A 16029-nucleotide genomic window follows, 5' to 3' on the forward strand; every position below is an offset into this window, starting at 1 on the left:
TCGCCAAGGAAACCCGCAACAAACGCTCATAACCGCAGGTCAGGGGGTTAACTTTCCCGAACCCGCAGAGGGTCAGTTTTCGGAAAGCGCTGACAAATGTGTGCGCTGGTCAACGTTGCCGACCCGCGCCGCCGGCAATGGCAGTGGCAGGCACCCCGGATGTCAACGGTCAGGACGAAGCGGAGCGGGCCGCGGACCCCAGCCGGCCGTCGCCCAGCACGGTAATGCCGCCCGTATTCCAGTGGTGAGCGACGGCTGGCGGACTGGGCGTGGGCGAGCTGACTGCTGGACCCTGACCGTGAAGCTCCGTAGCGACGGCTGACCGTGGTTCGACCGGCGTTGACCGCCGTCTTGGAGCCGGCGGGACAACGGTCAGAGTCGGCTGGCCGAGATCCGCCGCTGCTCGGCGCGACGGTCCCGGGGTTGGGCGGTCCCGCGACGGCAGGTGGGGCGATAGCGGGTGGGCGATGGCAGGCGAGGCGACCGCCGGGGACGACGGTGGGTGGGGTGACGGCGGGTGGGGTGAGGTGGGTGGGTTGTTGGCTGTGTTGCGGTTTGGGGGGAAGGGACTACATTGCGGCTAAGGTGATCGATTGATCTGGATGGCTGTCATGTTTGAACAGTTCACGATCGTTACTGATCCGGTTGGTGGCTCGGTCGGGCTTTCGGCGATCTTTGCCTCGCTTTCTCTGGTCACGTTGTTCGTGCTGCTCGGTGTGCTTCGGATGCGGGCCTGGCTGGCCGGACTGATCTCGCTCGGGGTGGCGCTCGGCGTTGCGGTGATCGTCTACTCGATGCCGATCGGGCAGGCGCTGCTCTCGGCCAGTGAAGGGGCCGCGTTCGGGTTCTTTCCGATTCTGTGGATCGTCATCAATGCGATCTGGGTGTACAACCTGACCGTCGTCAGTGGGCACTTCGATGTGCTTCGGCGGTCGATGGAGCGGGTCAGTCCGGACATGCGGATTCAGGCGATCATCGTGGCGTTCTGTTTCGGGGCGTTGCTGGAGGCGCTGGCCGGATTCGGGACTCCGGTCGCGGTCACTGTGGTGATGCTGATGGCGCTCGGGTTCCGGCCGTTGCGGGCGGCTGCGGTGGCGTTGATCGCGAACACGGCTCCGGTCGCCTATGGGGCGCTGGCCACGCCGATTGTGACTCTCGGGACGGTCACCTCGGGAGCGGTCGCTGATCCGCGGCTCAACACCGACACACTGGGGGCGATGGTCGGGCGGCAGACTCCGATCCTGGCTGTGCTCGTACCCCTGGTGCTGGTGGCTGTCGTCGATGGGCGCCGAGGGGTACGGCAGACCTGGCCGGTCGCGGTCGTCGCGGGGTTGACCTTTGGGGTGGGGCAGTTCGTGGCGTCGAACTATGTGTCGGTGCCGCTCACCGACATCGTCGCGGCGCTGGTCTCGGCGGCCGCGGTGGTGCTGTTGCTGCGGGTGTGGCGCCCGGTCGAGTCACCTGATCTGCACGCAGAAGCGGCATCGGGAGAGCCGGCGGCAGAAGCAGCGGACGGACCGTCGGCGGATGGCGAACGCGCGGTGGCAGGAACAAGGGCAGCCGATCGCGCGGCAGGAACAAGGGCGGCCGATCGCGCGGCAAGAACGGGTGAAGCCGATCGTGCGGCAAGAACGAGCGAAGCCGAACGTGCGGTGGCAAGAACGAGCGAAGCCGAACGTGCGGCAGAAACGAGCGGAGGTAATCGCGCGGCAGGAAGGAGCGAAGCCGAACGCGCGGCGGCAGGAACAAGGGCAGCCGAACGCGCGGCAGGAACAAGCGAAGGCGAACGCGCGGCAGGAACGAGCGAAGGTGAACGCGCGGGCGCGCGGAAAGTGGGGAATGCGGGTGCCGGGGCTGCCGGAACGGTGGGAGGCGCGGGGACGGGTGGCGAGGTTCGGGTGGGGGCGGGAGGTGTGCGGCGGGATCCGGGCGGGGAGGTGTTGCGCGCTTATGCGCCGTACCTGATCATCATTGCGATTTTCTCGGTGGCGAATCTGGCGCCGGTCAAGAAAGCGCTCGCCGGGGAGCCGTGGACGGTTGTCTTCGGCTGGCCGGGGCTGGATGTGCTGGGGGCGAACGGCAAGCCGCTGTCGTCGGTGAATTTCACGTTCGGGTGGCTGCCGGCGGCGGGGACGTTGATGATTCTGGCCGGGATTCTGACGGCGCTGGTGTTGCGGGTCGGGCCGGGTGCGGCGGTGCGGGCGTACGGGCGTACCTATGTGGAATTGCGGCACGCGATCGTGACGGTGATGGCGGTGCTGGCGCTGGCGTACGTGCTGAATCAGTCGGGTCAGACGGCGACGCTGGGCGCTTTCTTTGCGGCGGCGGGTGGGGTGTTCGTGTTCCTGTCGTCGATTCTGGGTTGGATCGGGGTGGCGGTGACCGGGTCGGATACGTCGTCGAATGCGTTGTTCGGGGCGTTGCAGGTGCAGACGGCGGTGAATACCGGTCTGGATCCGGTGTTGCTGGCGGCGGCGAATTCGTCGGGTGGTGTGCTGGGCAAGATGATTTCGCCGCAGAATCTGGCGATCGCGGCGTCGGCGGTGGGGATGGCGGGCCGGGAGGGTGACATCTTCCGGCGGGTGGTCGGCTGGAGTCTGGTGTTGCTGTTGTTCATGTGTGTGCTGGTCACGTTGCAGGCGACGCCGGTGCTGGATTGGATGGTGCCGAAGTAGTGGCGTAGCGGCCGGGGCTGATGCCGAGGATTCGTTTGAAGTGCCGGTTGAGGTGGGGCTGGTCGTGGAATCCGCTGCCGGCGGCGACGGCGCGTAATGGCTGGCCGGTGAGGATGAGGCGGCGGGCGGTGTCGACGCGGCGGGAGATCAGGTATTGGTGTGGGGCCATGCCGAATTCGCGGTGGAATGAGCGGACCAGATGGGCCGGGTCGAAATGCAGGATCGCGGCGGCGGTGGCGAGGGGGAGTCCGTCGATGATGTGTTCTTCGAGCAGGTCGCGCAGGGCGTGTGCGGCGGCGCGGCCGTCCGGCCGCGGTGCGGGTGGTTCGCCGAGGTGGGTGCGGAGCCGGGCGAGGGCGACGGCGAGCAGGTCTTCGGCGGCTGGGGCTTCGGCGGGGGTACGGAGGAGCCGGTGCACCCGGGAGATGGTGTGGTGCAGGGCGCGGTCGGTGATGGCGGGGGTGTCGACGGTGGCGCCGATGAGGTGGGCCGGGAGTTGGTCGTGTTCGAGGTAGAGGACGCGTTTGCGGAAGCCGCCGGGCCGGGCGGAGGTGCCGTTGTGCGGGACGTGCGGGGGTAGGACGGTGATGAGCTGGCCGTAGGCGCCGCGCTGGTGGCGGTCGAGGTCGTAGCGGACGGCGCCGTCGTCGACGAGGAGCACGGTCCAGGTGTCGTGGGCGTGCATGGGGTAGGCGTGTTCGTCGAAGTGGGCGTGCAGCACTTCGGTCACGCCGTGCAGTGGTGGCCGCCAGGCTTCGAGCCGGTGCACGTCAAAATCGTACAAGACCTGGTGGGGGCCTGGTGGCGACGATGTGGCGCATGAGGTTCGACAACAAGATCGCTGTGGTGTTGCGGGATGACCTGTTGACGTGGCAGCGGCTGAACGTGACTGCTTTTCTGGTGTCCGGGCTGGGTTCGGTGGTGCCGGAGGTGGTGGGTGAGCCGTATGCCGACGGTGGTGGGGTGGAGTATCTGCCGATGTTCCGGCAGCCGGTGATGGTGTTCGAGGGTGGCAAGGAGTTGTTGTCGGCGGCACATGGGCGGGCGTTGGGCCGGGTGCGGATGGCGGTGTTCACGTCGGATCTGTTCGCGACCGGGCATGATGCGGCGAACCGGGCGGCGGTGCGTGCGGTGGCGACGGCTGATCTGGATCTGGTGGGGATCGCGGTGTTCGGGCCGCGCAATGTGGTCGACAAGGTGGTCAAGGGCGCGTCGATGCACCCATGAGGTAGGTGGTGGTTTCCGCCTCCGGTCGCCGTGGTGTGGCCGGGGGCGGTTCGTCGTGTGTGGGGTAGCCGCAGCGGATGACGAGGTAAGGGTGGCTGGGTTCGCCGATGAGGGTGGCGAGCAGGCCGCGGGGCCAGGGTGCTTCGACGGGTTCGCTCATCGGGGAGCAGGCGAGGCCGTGGACGGTGGCGGTGAGCAGCAGGGCGGAGAGGGCTTCGCCCGCGCGTAGCCAGTCGGTGGGGGTGTCGCCGGGGCCGTGCAGGACGAGGTAGCGGGCGCCGATGTCGCCGTCGCGCAGGGGTACGGCGCGGTGGCCGGCGGTTGAGTCGGCGCCGTCGGTCCAGTGCGCGATTTCGGGGGTGTGGCCTGGTCGGTGGGTTGCGTCAGAGGCGGCTCGGGCGGTGGTCGCTGCGAGGAGTGGGATCTCGTCCCGGCGTACCAGATGGGTGTGCAGTCCTTGGTTTTCGGCGGCGTGGCGCAGGACGGCGATGGTCTTGTCGCTGGGGGTCTGTGCGCTGAAGGGTCGCCGGTCGGTGTGGCGGCGGGTGATGGCGGCGGCGAGGTCGGTGTCGCGTTGGGTGGCAGGGCGGGTCAGGACGAGGCGGGCGAGGGGGGCGGTGCCGCGTTCGATGTCGACGTCCCAGCCGAGGGCGTGGATGGCGACGGTGGCGTGGTGCAGGGCGGCGCCGCAGCTGAGGTGGGTGAGGTGCTGCTGGGGGTCGACGAGCGGTAGGGCGCGGGTGGGGTCGGTGCGGAGTTCTGCGGTGTGCCGGCCGATCCGCCACTGCCAGGGCTGGGTGTTGAGGATCGAGGGGGCGTGCCGGGCCAGGCGGGCCGCGTGGGCGAGAACTGCCGTCCGGTTGGTCATGGTTCCAGCGTGGGCCGGGTGGGGTGGGCCGGGCAGGGCCGGAGGTCCTCTCCTGGGGTGGCCGGTGATTAGTGGCTGGTGCCAACAAATACGATGATCGCCGTCTGGTTACGGAACGTGGATGCTGAACGCCTCTTCAGGGTGTTTGGTCGCCTCCTCGGTCACGGGGAGTGTTACGCAGCCGTTACGAACCCCCGCGTGAAAGTCTTTCGGAAGCATCGTATGTTGTGCCGAGCAACAAATCGAAGCTTCGGAGGCCCGGCAGCGGGCCCGATAGAAAGGAGACGTCGAGGTGTCCAAGAACTTCCGGGTCCTCGCGTCCGTCGCGCTGGCCGCATCGCTGGCCGCGACCTCCGCTTGCAGCAGCACCCGTGACGAGTCGTCCTCGTCGAGCACCGAGACCTCGAACCTGATCGGCATCGCGATGCCGCAGAAGAGCCTCGAGCGCTGGAACAAGGACGGTTCGCACCTGGACGAGATCCTGAAGAAGGCCGGGTACCAGACCTCGCTGCAGCACGCGGACAGCGTCGAGCAGCAGATCACCCAGATCCAGAACATGATCAACCAGAACCCGAAGGTTCTGGTCGTCGCCTCCATCGACGGCACCGCCCTGGCGCCGGCGCTGGAGAAGGCTGCCGAGAAGAAGGTCAAGGTCATCGCCTACGACCGTCTGATCAACTCGACGCCGAACGTCGACTACTACGCGACCTTCGACAACTACCAGGTCGGCAAGCTCCAGGGCGAGTTCATCGTCGACAAGCTGGGCCTGAAGGACGGCAAGGGCCCGTTCAACCTGGAGGCCTTCGCGGGTTCGTCGGACGACAACAACGCGAAGTTCTTCTTCTCCGGCGCGTGGGACGTGCTCAAGCCGTACGTGGACAGCGGCAAGCTGGTCATCCCGTCCGGCAAGAAGCCGGCCAGCAACGAGGAGTGGACCACCGTGTCCATCCAGGGCTGGAAGACCGAGACCGCGCAGTCCGAGATGGACAACCGCCTGAACTCGTTCTACACCGGTGGCAAGAAGGTCAACGTCGTTCTGTCCCCGAACGACTCGCTGGCCCTGGGTATCGCGCAGTCGCTGGAGTCGAAGGGCTACCTGCCGGGCGCCGACTACCCGATCATCACCGGTCAGGACGCCGACCTGGCGAACACCAAGAACATCCTCGCCGACAAGCAGGCGATGACGGTCTGGAAGGACACCCGCACCCTGGGTGACCAGGTGCTGAAGATGGTCGACGCGATCGTCAAGGGCGGCACCGTCGAGACCAACGACACCAAGACCTACAACAACGGTGTCAAGGTCGTCCCGTCGTACCTGCTCCCGCCGGTCGTCGTCACCAAGGACGACGTCAAGACCAAGCTGGTCGACTCCGGCTTCTACACCGCCGACAAGCTCGGCCTGTAAGTCGAACTCCGGCCGGGCCCACCTTCTGCGGGCCCGGCCGGTCCCGGTCGGTTCTAGAGCAAGCGAGTTGTGCGATGGCCAACGACACGACCCCGATCCTGGAAATGCGGGGGATCACCAAGACCTTCCCGGGCGTCAAGGCGCTCTCGGACGTCACGCTGAGCGTGAGCCGCGGGGAGGTCCACGCCATTTGCGGCGAGAACGGCGCGGGCAAGTCGACCCTGATGAAGGTGCTCAGTGGTGTCTACGGGCACGGCACCTACGAGGGCGACATCGTCTTCGAGGGCGAGACCTGCCGATTCAGGACGGTGCGTGACTCCGAGGAGCGGGGCATCGTCATCATCCACCAGGAGCTGGCGCTCAGCCCGTACCTGTCGATCGCCGAGAACATCTTCCTCGGCAACGAGCGGGCCCGCGGTGGCGTCATCAACTGGGCGCAGACCAACAAGCAGGCCGCCGACCTGCTGGCCCGGGTCGGTCTGTCGGAGTCCCCGGACACGAAGATCGAGGACATCGGGGTCGGCAAGCAGCAGCTCGTGGAGATCGCCAAGGCGCTGTCCAAGAAGGTGAAGCTGCTCATCCTCGACGAGCCGACCGCGGCGCTCAACGACGAGGACTCGGCGCACCTGCTCGACCTGATCCGGCACCTCAAGGGTCAGGGGATCACGTCGATCATCATCTCGCACAAGCTCAACGAGATCGCCGCGATCGCCGACAGCACGACGATCATCCGGGACGGCCACAGCATCGAGACGCTCGACATGCACGGCGCCGAGCCGGTGACCGAGGACCGGATCATCCGCGGGATGGTCGGCCGGGACCTGGAGAACCGGTTCCCGTCGCACGAGCCCACCATCGGCGACGAGGTGCTGCGGATCGCGAACTGGACCGTGCACCACCCCACCGACCACAGCCGGGTCGTCGTCGACCGCGCCGATCTCGACGTGCGGGCCGGGGAGATCGTCGGCATCGCCGGGCTGATGGGCGCCGGCCGGACCGAGCTGGCCATGAGCATCTTCGGGCGCAGCTACGGGTCGGGCATCTCCGGGCAGCTGTTCCTGCACGGCAAGCCGGTCACGCTCAAGACCGTCGACGCGGCCATCGAGCACGGGATCGCGTACGCGACCGAGGACCGCAAGCACTACGGGCTGAACCTGATCGAGGACATCAAGCGCAACACGTCCGCGGCGAAGCTCAAGCGCATCACCAAGGGCGGCGTCGTCGACGCGGCCCGGGAGGTGATCATGGCCGAGCAGTACCGCAAGGACATGAAGACCAAGGCCAACAGCGTGGATGTGGTCGTCGGGAAGCTGTCCGGCGGCAACCAGCAGAAGGTCGTCCTCGCCAAGTGGCTCTTCGCCGAGCCCGAGGTGCTGATCCTCGACGAGCCCACCCGCGGCATCGACGTCGGCGCCAAGTACGAGATCTACGAGATCATCAACAAGCTCGCGGACGCCGGCAAGGCCGTCATCGTGATCTCCTCGGAGCTGCCCGAGCTGCTCGGCATCTGCGACCGGATCTACGCGATGAGCCAGGGCCGGATCACCGGGCAACTGCCCCGCGCCGAGGCCAGCCAGGAGAGCCTCATGCGCTACATGACCATGGAGAAGAGCGGAGCAACCCGGTGAGCGCCACCACCACGCTCGAGCAGCCGAAGGCACAGCCCGAGCCCCCCAGGAAGAACGACGGCGGGTCGCTGAAGGCCTACCTCGGTCAGAACATCCAGCAGTACGGCATGATCGCGGCGCTGCTGGTGATCATCGCGATCTTCCAGGTCACGACTGACGGCCTGATGCTCAACCCGGACAACATCGCGGCGCTGATCCAGCAGAACGCGTACGTGTTCATCCTGGCCATCGGCATGGTCATGGTGATCGTGGCCGGGCACATCGACCTGTCGGTCGGCTCGGTGGTCGCGTTCGTCGGTGGCATCTGCGCCATCCTGATGACCGACTTCGAGCTGTCGTGGCCGGTCGCGGTCGCCATCTCCATCGCCATCGGTGGCCTGGTCGGCTGCTGGCAGGGCTTCTGGGTCGCGTACGTCGGCATCCCGGCCTTCATCGTCACCCTCGGTGGCATGCTGCTCTTCCGTGGCCTGGCGATCGTCGTGCTCGACCAGACCGTCGCCGGCCTGCCCGACGGCTTCAAGAAGATCAGCAACGGCTCGCTGTCGCCGGTCGCCGGCTACCTCGGCAACCTCGACGGCATCACCGTGTTCATCGGTGTGTTCGCGTTCGTCGGCCTGGCCGTCGCCCAGGTCCGGGCCCGGCGTGAGCTGAACAAGCTGGAGCTGCACACCGAGCCGTTCGCCGCGTTCGTCGGCAAGCTGGTCCTGGCCGCCCTGGCCATCGGCGCGCTCACCTACCTGCTCGCGTCCAGCGCGGGCGGCACCCCGATCGTGCTGATCATCGTCGGCGTGCTGGTGCTGATCTACACGTTCCTGATGAACAACACGATCTTCGGCCGGCACATCTACGCGATGGGCGGCAACCTGCCGGCCGCCATGCTGTCCGGTGTGAAGACCAAGCGGGTCAACTTCCTGATCTTCGTGAACATGGGCCTGCTCGCCGGCGTCGCCGCGGTCATCACCACGTCGCGGGCCGGGGCCGGCATCGCCGCGGCGGGCACCAACTACGAGCTCGACGCGATCGCCGCGGCCTTCATCGGCGGCACGTCCGTCAACGGCGGCATCGGCAAGATCACCGGCGCGATCATCGGCGCCCTGATCATGGGCGTGCTCAACATGGGCCTGTCCATCATGGGCACCGACCCGGCCTACCAGCAGGTGATCAAGGGCCTGGTCCTGATCGCCGCCGTCGCGCTGGACATCCTGAACAAGCGTCGCGGCAAGTAAGACCTTCCGGGGGGAAGGAATCAGCGCCGTCCGGGGGGACATACCCGGGCGGCGCTGACATTTTCTGCGCCTCAGCATGTCGCCGGCCCAGCCGAAGGTAGGGGCATGACCGTCCCCGCTACGGAGGGCGACACCGCCTCCGGGCTGACCGTGCGGGTGAGCCGGATCCCGCTGCTGGCCGCCGCCGTCGTGCCGGTCGTGGCGCTGATCTTCTACCTGCTCGCGGACCGGCAGTGGGGGCAGCTGCCCGCGTTCATGCCCGCCTTCCTGGCCGTGGTCTGGGTTCTCGACCTGCTCACCGCGTTCCTGCTGTTCCACCAGTACGTGGCCGGCGGCTCACCCCGGCTCGCGATGCTGGCCGGCGCCTACCTCTGGTCGTCGACGGTGATCGTGCCGCACGCCCTGGTCTTCCCCGGCCTGTTCGCGCCGGCCGGCCTGCTCGGCGCCGTCCCGAGCAGCGCGCCCTGGTTGTGGGCGGCCTGGCACACCGGGTTCCCGCTGCTCATCGGCGCGGCCCTGGCCCCGTGGGGATACCGGCGGCCCACCGGCGGCCACCGTGCCCGGCTGTTCGTGGTCGCCGCGCTCACCCTGGTCGTGGTGGCCCTGGTGTCGGCGGTGACCTGGCTGGTCACGGGCGGGCACGAGCACGTCACGGTGATCATTCAGAACGGCGACTACACGGTCCTGACCGAGCGGTTCGGGCCGTACATCATCGGCGCCAACCTGCTCGCCCTGCTCACCGCCGTCTTCCAGTTCCGCCGCGAACGGACCCGGGGCCTGGAGGCCTGGGCGTTCGTCGCCGTCGCCGCCTCCTGCGGGGACACGGTGCTCACCCTGTTCGCGCGGTCGCGGTTCACCGCCGGCTGGTACGGCGCCCGCCTGCTCGCCCTGGTCGCGGCGCTGGTCGTGCTCGCCGCGCTGCTGCACGAGGTGACCCTGCTCTACCGGCGGGTCCGCACCACCGCCATCGAACTCGCCGAACGCAACGAGCAACTACGCACCGCCAACTCGCTGCGTGACCACCTCGTCGCCGTCGTCTCGCATGAGCTGCGTACCCCGCTGACCGGCCTGTCGGGCATCGTGGAGATCCTCCGCGAAGGCCGTGACCAGCTGTCCGCGACGCAGGTCGACGACATGCTCGGCCGGGCCGACTCGCTGACCCGCCGGCTCAGCCTGCTCACCGAGGACCTGCTGGCGGTGTCGACGCTCGACCACGGCGAACTGCACGTGTCACCGACGGACCTGGACCTGGCCGACGCGCTCGGCGAATGCGCCCGCACCTTTCCCCGCAACGACGTGCATGCCGACTGCCCGCCGGGCGCCGTCGTGCACGCCGACCCGCTGCGCCTGCAGCAGATGCTCGCCAACTACGTACGGAACTCGATCAAATACGGCCGGGCCCCGATCGTGCTGTCCGCGGCGGTCCGGGACGGCACCGCCGAGATCCGGGTCCGGGACCACGGCCCGGGTGTGCCGGCCGAGTTCGTGCCGCGCCTGTTCGACAGGTTCAGCCGCGCCGACGAGGCCAAGGTGTCAGAGATGTCCGGATCCGGGCTGGGGCTGTCGATCGTCGCCACGCTGGCCGCATCGCACGGCGGCCGTGTCTGGTACGAGCCGGCCGACCCGGGCGCCTGTTTCGTCTTCACCGTGCCCGGCCGGATCGATGAACCTGCCGCCGGCCCGCACATGGCCGCCACGGCCGAGAGGATGGCCTGACCATGGCCCGGGTGCTGATCGTGGACGACGACGAGGACATCCGTGACACGACGGCGCTGCGGCTGCGGATGCTCGGCCACGACGTGGTCGCCGTCGACGACGCCGCCACCGCCCGCGACGCCGGGGCGCGGTTCGACGTCGCGGTCGTGGACATCCACATGCCGGGCACCGACGGCATCACCCTGCTGCACCAGCTGCGTGCGCAGCCCGGCACGGCCGGCCTGCCGATCATCTTCTACACCGCGCACTGGTCGGCGTCGGTCGCCGCCGAGGCCGCCCCGCTCGCCGACGTCTATCTGACCAAGAATCAGCCGATGTCGCGACTCGTCCAGGCGATCGACGAGCTGGCCGGCCGCCCCGGGTAGCGTGAACACCGGGCTGCCGCCACGGCTGCCGCAACCGGTGAGGAGAGACGATGACGAGCATTCCCGACGACCTTCGCGACCTGCTGGACCGTCCGCTGTTCGCGGACCTCGCGACGATCCGGGAAGACGGCACGCCGCAGGTCAACCCGATGTGGTATGCGTGGGACGGCGAGTTCCTGAAGTTCACGCACACCAACTATCGCAAGAAGTTCAAGAACATCAGCGCCAACCCGGCTGTCGCGATCTCGATCATCGATCAGGACAACCCGTACCGGTATGTCGAGATCCGCGGTGTCGTCGACCACATCGACGCCGACCCGACCGGCGCCTTCTTCGTCGAGCTGGCCAAACGTTACGACGCCCCGTTCGGCACCGCGGTCCCCAAGGACGCCGCCGACCGGGTGATCATCTACGTGCGGCCGACGTTCGCGGGCGGTCACTGACCACCGGATTCAGCCCGGCGGCCGCGTTGCGGCCTCGGGTTTCCTCGGTCTCGCGGTGACCTCACGCGAGGCGATGGGTTGCGGTTGGTGACAGCCTCGGCCGTACGATCAAAGTGCTGTTGATCTTATGATGACGCGATGTCGTCGCCGGAGATCGTGCTGGACCACCGATTGTTGACCGCCGCTGTCGGGGCGGCCGGCTTCATGCCGGCCGACGAGGGGCGGGCGCTGGCCGAGGCCGCGCTCGCCGCACCCGCCGGGCCGATCCTGGAGGTCGGCAGTTACCTGGGCAAATCGACGCTCTACCTGGCCGCCGCAGCCCGCGCCCGAGGCGGCAAGGTGGTGACCGTCGACCACCACCGGGGCTCCGAGGAGCATCAGGTGGGATGGGAGTACCACGATCCGGGACTCGTCGACCCGCTGACCGGGAAGATCGACACGCTGCCCGGATTCCGGCGGGCCATCGCCGAGGCCGGCGCCGAGGATGCCGTGGTCGCGGTCGTGGCCCGCGCCGAGGAGTTCGCGGCGCTGTGGTCGACGCCGCTGGCGTTGCTGTTCCTCGACGGCAGCCACACCGACGAATCAGCGCAGCGTGACCTCGCGAGCTGGGCGCCGCACCTGGCGGCCGGTGGGGTCCTCGCCATCCACGACGTGTTCCCCGACCCGGCCGACGGTGGGCAGGCCCCCTACCGCATCTACCGCAAAGCGGTCGAATCCGGCGACTATGTGGAGCTCACCGGCTGTGGTTCGCTGCGACTTCTCCGGCGAAACCAGGCGTCCTGAAGATCTCCGACCGCGGATGGGCCGCGTGCAGCGCGTCGACGGCCAGCACCACCGCCGCCGCCGTCCACGTGGTCCGCTCCACCGGCCAGCGCACCCCGTCGGTGAGCACCAGACCGGTCCAGTAGGAGCCGTCCGGCTCCCGCAGATGCTGCATCGCCGCGACCAGCTCGGTCGCGGCGTCCCGGTCACCGACCGTGTCCAGGGCCAGGGCCAGCTCACACGTCTCCGCGCCGGTCACCCACGGCCGGTCGGAGACACAGCGCGCGCCCCGGCCCGGCACCACGAACTCGTCCCACCGCTGCTGTAGCCGCTGCCGGGCCGGTTCGCCGCGCAGCGCCCCGCCCAGCACCGGGTAGTACCAGTCCATCGAGAACCGGTCCTTGTCGGCGAACGCCGGATGCCCGCCGATGGCATGCTTCCGGATCGGATCCTTGTCGGTCGCATCCCTTTCGGCCGGATCCTTTTCGGTCGCATCCTTGTCGGTCGCGTGCCTTTCGGTCGTGTGCTTTTCGGACGCGTGTTTTTTGGTCGCGTGTTTTCGGATCGCTTGGGCCAGCAGGTCGGCGGCCAGGTCCCAATCCGGCTGCGGCTCACCGGCCCGGTCGGCGATCGCGACACCGCAGCGCAGCGCCTGATGAATGCTCGACGACCCGGTCAGCAGCGCCACCTCGTCACCGGCCGCCCACCAGATCTCCCCGCCCGGCGCCTGACAGCCGGTCACGAAATCCAGCGCCGCCCTGATCGACGGCCACATCCGGGCCAGGAAGTCGTCGTCGCCGGTACACAGGAAGTGATGCCAGCAGCCGACCGCCAGATACGCGGCGTGATTGGTCTCGGCCGTGGCGTCGGCGACCACCCCGTTCTCGTAACGCGACGCCCAGCTGCCGTCGGCGCGCTGCGTGCGGCGCAGCCACTCGTAGGCGTCCGCCGCCCGTTGCGTCTCACCGCCGACGTCCAGCGCCATCGCCGCCTCGACGTGATCCCACGGATCCAGCTGCCCGCCGGCGTACCAGGGAATCGCCCCGGAACCCTCCTGCTCGGCGGCGATGCTGGCGACTGTGACCCGGATGTCGTCGGCGCTCAGCACGCCCGGTAGGTCAGGCACCGACACCCACGGTCACCTCCTCCTTTTTCAGGTAGATCGCCACGCTCTTGCCGATCAGCGGATTCAGCGCCTGCTCCAGCACCCGGGTCAGCGCCGGCTTCTCGGTGATGTCCCACACCAGCATCCGGTGGTAGGCCTTGGTCAGCCCGGCGTCGCCGATCGCGCATTTCAGCCACCAGTACGGGCTGTGCAGCGCATGAGCGAACCCGTTGCCGGTCACCGTCAGGCCCGCGTCACGCAGCCGGCCGGACAGCTCGTCCTCCTTGTAGATGCGCACGTGGCCGCCCTCGTTGGCGTGGTACTCGTCGGACAGCGCCCAGCACACCCGCTCCGGCAGCCACCGCGGCACCGTCACCGCCGCCAGCCCACCCGGCCGCAACACCCGGGTCAGCTCCCGGATCGCCGTCACGTCGTCCGGAATGTGCTCCAGCACCTCCGACGCAATGATCCGGTCGAAACTGGCGTCCGGGAACGGCAGGGCCAGCAGGTCACCTTGGATCGTCGTGGCGCTCGCCCCCACCGGAACCTCACCGGCCAGCTCCATCGCCGCACACCAGGACGCGGTCGTGGCCAGATCCTTGACGCTCAGATCCAGGGCGACGACGTCCGCGCCCCGCCGCAACGCCTCGAAGGTGTGCCGGCCCTCACCGCAGCCGAGATCGAGGACCCGCATCCCCGGCCGCACGTCCAGCCGGTCGTAGTCGACGGTCAACAATGTGCCCCTACCTGCCCTTTCATTCCGTTGCTCCCCGCACCGGCGGCGCCGTTGTGGGGTCTTGTCTCGCACTTGTCCTCGGGCCGCCTCGCTGCCGGCGGCTTCCTGTGTCGTGTCTCGTCCTGCCCAGCCTCGCGGTTGCGAGTTTCGGCCTCGTGTCCCGTCCCGTCTCGGCCTCGCGGTTGCGGGCTTCGGCGTTCCTGTCCCGTCTCGGCCTCGCGGTTGCAGGCTTCGGCGTTCCTGTTCCGTCTCGCGGTTGCGAGTTTCGGCCTCGTGTCCCGTCTCGGCCCGGCCCTGCGGCTGCGGGTTTCGGTCAGCGGCTTCCGGCCTCGTGGGCCTCCGGCTCGCTGGCCGTGGCCGGCCTGCGGCTCTTCCCGTGCGCGGCGATCGCGTCGGCATACCACTCGGCGGTCCGGATCGCGGTCCGCCGCCACGTGAAATGCTCGACCGCCCGCCGCCGTCCCTCCGCGCCGAGCCGCCGGCGCAGGGTCTCGTCGTCGAGCAGCCGCCCGATCGCCGCCGACAGCGCCCCCGGATCACCCGGCGGCACGTGCAGCGACGCCAGCCCGTCCGGCCCGGTCACCTCCGGCAGCGCCCCCGCCGTAGTCACGACCAGCGGCACCCCGCACGCCATCGCCTCCACCGCCGGCAGCGAGAACCCCTCATACCGCGACGGCACCGCGGCCACCGTCGCCGACCGGAACAGATCAGCCAGCTCCCCGTCGGAGATCCCCGACACGAACCGCACCGCATCGTCCAGACCCAGCCGCGTGATCGCTTTCGCCGCCGCGCCGTCCGGCCGCGCCGAACCCACCACGACCAGCTCCACCTCATGGTCGGCGCGCAACTTCGCGACCGCCTCGATCAGCTCCGGCAGCCCCTTCAGCGGAACATCCGCACTGGCCACCGTCACCACCCGGCTGACCGTCGGCAGCTTGTTCGGCGTGTCACTCCCGGCTGGGCCGACCGTCTTTTTCGGCGTGTCGCTCCCGGCTGGGCTGATCGTCTTCTTCAGCGTGTCGCTCCCGGCCGGGCTGAACGTTGGCACCTTTTTCGGGGCCTCGCTCCCGGCCGGGCTGAACGTGTCGACGTCCACACCGACCCCGATCACCCGCAGCCGCTCGGCGGGCACCCGGAACGCCTCGACGATCTCGTCGCGCGCCGCCTGCGACACCGTCGTCAGCCACGGCAGCCGCCGCGCCACCCGCCCCTGCATGCGTGTGAACGCATACCACCGCCGCAACGAGGCCCGCCGTTTCCAGTCCGGCGCGGCTGCCAGCTCGAGATCCCGGTCGACCGTGATCGGATGGTGAATGGTCGCCACCAGCGGCGTATCGGACCAGCTCAACGGCAGCAGCCCATAGCCGAGGCACTGGTTGTCGTGCACCACGTCGAACTCGGCGAGCCGCTCACGCAGATGCCGCCACGCCCGCAACGAGAACGTCAGCGGCTCCGGAAACGCGCCCGTGCACATCGCCGTCCACTCGAGAACATCGATGCTGCTCTTGAATTCCGAGCGCTTCGGCGTACGAAACGGATCAGGCTCGCGATACAGGTCGAGGCTCGGCAGAACCGTCAGATCGACCCCGTCGTCCAGCTCCGGAAGCGGCGGCCCCGAGAACACCTCCACCCGGTGCCCGAGCCGCACCAGCTCCCGCGACAGATGCCGGACATAGATCCCCTGCCCCCCACTGTGCGGTTTGCTCCGATACGACAGGAAGGCGATGCGAAGAGGCGCGGAGATCACCAGATGACCCTAAGAGGCGGGGGACAGATGATCACTACTGTTCCGGCCTGAGGATTCGATCACTTTACGAAAATCAGAAACATTCTCACTCTGTACGGCCACAGCACCCCCGCAACGTACCCACCC

At 68.5% G+C, this 16029-nt stretch carries 14 protein-coding genes; 9 read left to right on the forward strand and 5 right to left on the reverse strand.

Translation table 11 applies throughout. The features are described 5' to 3' along the window. Nucleotides 1–602: 602 nt before the first annotated feature. A complete protein-coding gene (locus AB0E94_RS26620) occupies nucleotides 603–2675 on the forward strand; it encodes an L-lactate permease (RefSeq protein ID WP_360331298.1) in 2073 nt (690 codons plus the stop codon). Here the strand turns inward: AB0E94_RS26620 and AB0E94_RS26625 are convergent. Further along, complete coding sequence (locus AB0E94_RS26625) at nucleotides 2629–3444, reverse strand: AraC family transcriptional regulator (RefSeq protein ID WP_360330967.1); 816 nt, start codon at nucleotides 3442–3444, stop codon at nucleotides 2629–2631. The two genes, AB0E94_RS26620 and AB0E94_RS26625, sit on opposite strands and share 47 nt — an antisense overlap. A 50-nt stretch (nucleotides 3445–3494) precedes the next feature. Here AB0E94_RS26625 and AB0E94_RS26630 point away from each other — a divergent pair, with 50 nt between their 5' ends. After that, nucleotides 3495–3902, forward strand: coding sequence for a DUF2000 domain-containing protein (locus tag AB0E94_RS26630; RefSeq protein WP_360330970.1), 408 nt, complete (start codon nucleotides 3495–3497; stop codon nucleotides 3900–3902). Here AB0E94_RS26630 and AB0E94_RS26635 read toward each other — a convergent pair. Then, nucleotides 3877–4770, reverse strand: coding sequence for a nitroreductase family protein (locus tag AB0E94_RS26635; protein WP_360330973.1), 894 nt, complete (start codon nucleotides 4768–4770; stop codon nucleotides 3877–3879). The two genes, AB0E94_RS26630 and AB0E94_RS26635, sit on opposite strands and share 26 nt — an antisense overlap. Before the next feature lie 292 nt (nucleotides 4771–5062). Here AB0E94_RS26635 and chvE point away from each other — a divergent pair, with 292 nt between their 5' ends. From chvE to AB0E94_RS26670, 7 genes are all read left to right on the forward strand, one after another. Beyond that, complete coding sequence (chvE, locus tag AB0E94_RS26640) at nucleotides 5063–6175, forward strand: multiple monosaccharide ABC transporter substrate-binding protein (protein WP_360330976.1); 1113 nt, start codon at nucleotides 5063–5065, stop codon at nucleotides 6173–6175. 74 nt (nucleotides 6176–6249) lie between these two features. Continuing rightward, a complete protein-coding gene (gene mmsA / locus AB0E94_RS26645) occupies nucleotides 6250–7803 on the forward strand; it encodes a multiple monosaccharide ABC transporter ATP-binding protein (RefSeq protein ID WP_360330979.1) in 1554 nt (517 codons plus the stop codon). Further along, nucleotides 7800–9029 carry a multiple monosaccharide ABC transporter permease gene (gene mmsB / locus AB0E94_RS26650; RefSeq protein ID WP_360330982.1) on the forward strand — a complete coding sequence of 410 codons (1230 nt, stop codon included), beginning with the start codon at nucleotides 7800–7802 and terminating at the stop codon, nucleotides 9027–9029. The genes mmsA and mmsB overlap by 4 nt, the downstream gene beginning before the upstream one ends. Before the next feature lie 105 nt (nucleotides 9030–9134). Next, nucleotides 9135–10745 (forward strand): MASE4 domain-containing protein, encoded by a 1611-nt coding sequence (locus AB0E94_RS26655; protein WP_360330984.1) that lies wholly within the window; start codon nucleotides 9135–9137, stop codon nucleotides 10743–10745. A 2-nt stretch (nucleotides 10746–10747) separates the two neighbouring features. Then, the gene (locus AB0E94_RS26660) at nucleotides 10748–11110 is read left to right on the forward strand and encodes a response regulator (protein WP_360330987.1); all 363 of its coding nucleotides are present in this window, start codon (nucleotides 10748–10750) and stop codon (nucleotides 11108–11110) included. A 50-nt stretch (nucleotides 11111–11160) separates the two neighbouring features. Then, nucleotides 11161–11553 (forward strand): PPOX class F420-dependent oxidoreductase, encoded by a 393-nt coding sequence (locus AB0E94_RS26665; RefSeq protein ID WP_360330989.1) that lies wholly within the window; start codon nucleotides 11161–11163, stop codon nucleotides 11551–11553. Nucleotides 11554–11691: 138 nt separating this feature from the next. After that, nucleotides 11692–12336 carry a class I SAM-dependent methyltransferase gene (locus tag AB0E94_RS26670; RefSeq protein ID WP_360330992.1) on the forward strand — a complete coding sequence of 215 codons (645 nt, stop codon included), beginning with the start codon at nucleotides 11692–11694 and terminating at the stop codon, nucleotides 12334–12336. On the opposite strand, the gene AB0E94_RS26675 is transcribed toward AB0E94_RS26670, so the two are convergent. From AB0E94_RS26675 to AB0E94_RS26685, 3 genes are read right to left on the reverse strand one after another with little or no spacing between them, the layout of a single operon-like run. Then, on the reverse strand, nucleotides 12287–13441 hold the full coding sequence (locus AB0E94_RS26675) for a prenyltransferase (RefSeq protein WP_360330995.1): 1155 nt from the start codon (nucleotides 13439–13441) through the stop codon (nucleotides 12287–12289). The genes AB0E94_RS26670 and AB0E94_RS26675 overlap by 50 nt on opposite strands. Continuing rightward, nucleotides 13434–14555, reverse strand: a complete 1122-nt coding sequence (locus tag AB0E94_RS26680) for a methyltransferase domain-containing protein (protein WP_360330997.1) — start codon at nucleotides 14553–14555, stop codon at nucleotides 13434–13436. Before AB0E94_RS26680 ends, AB0E94_RS26675 begins: the two co-directional genes overlap by 8 nt. Beyond that, nucleotides 14470–15903, reverse strand: a complete 1434-nt coding sequence (locus AB0E94_RS26685) for a glycosyltransferase family 4 protein (protein ID WP_360331000.1) — start codon at nucleotides 15901–15903, stop codon at nucleotides 14470–14472. Before AB0E94_RS26685 ends, AB0E94_RS26680 begins: the two co-directional genes overlap by 86 nt. Nucleotides 15904–16029: the final 126 nt, after the last annotated feature.

Origin of the sequence: Actinoplanes sp. NPDC026670, from assembly GCF_040638175.1 — a bacterium.
Lineage (GTDB): Bacteria > Actinomycetota > Actinomycetes > Mycobacteriales > Micromonosporaceae > Actinoplanes.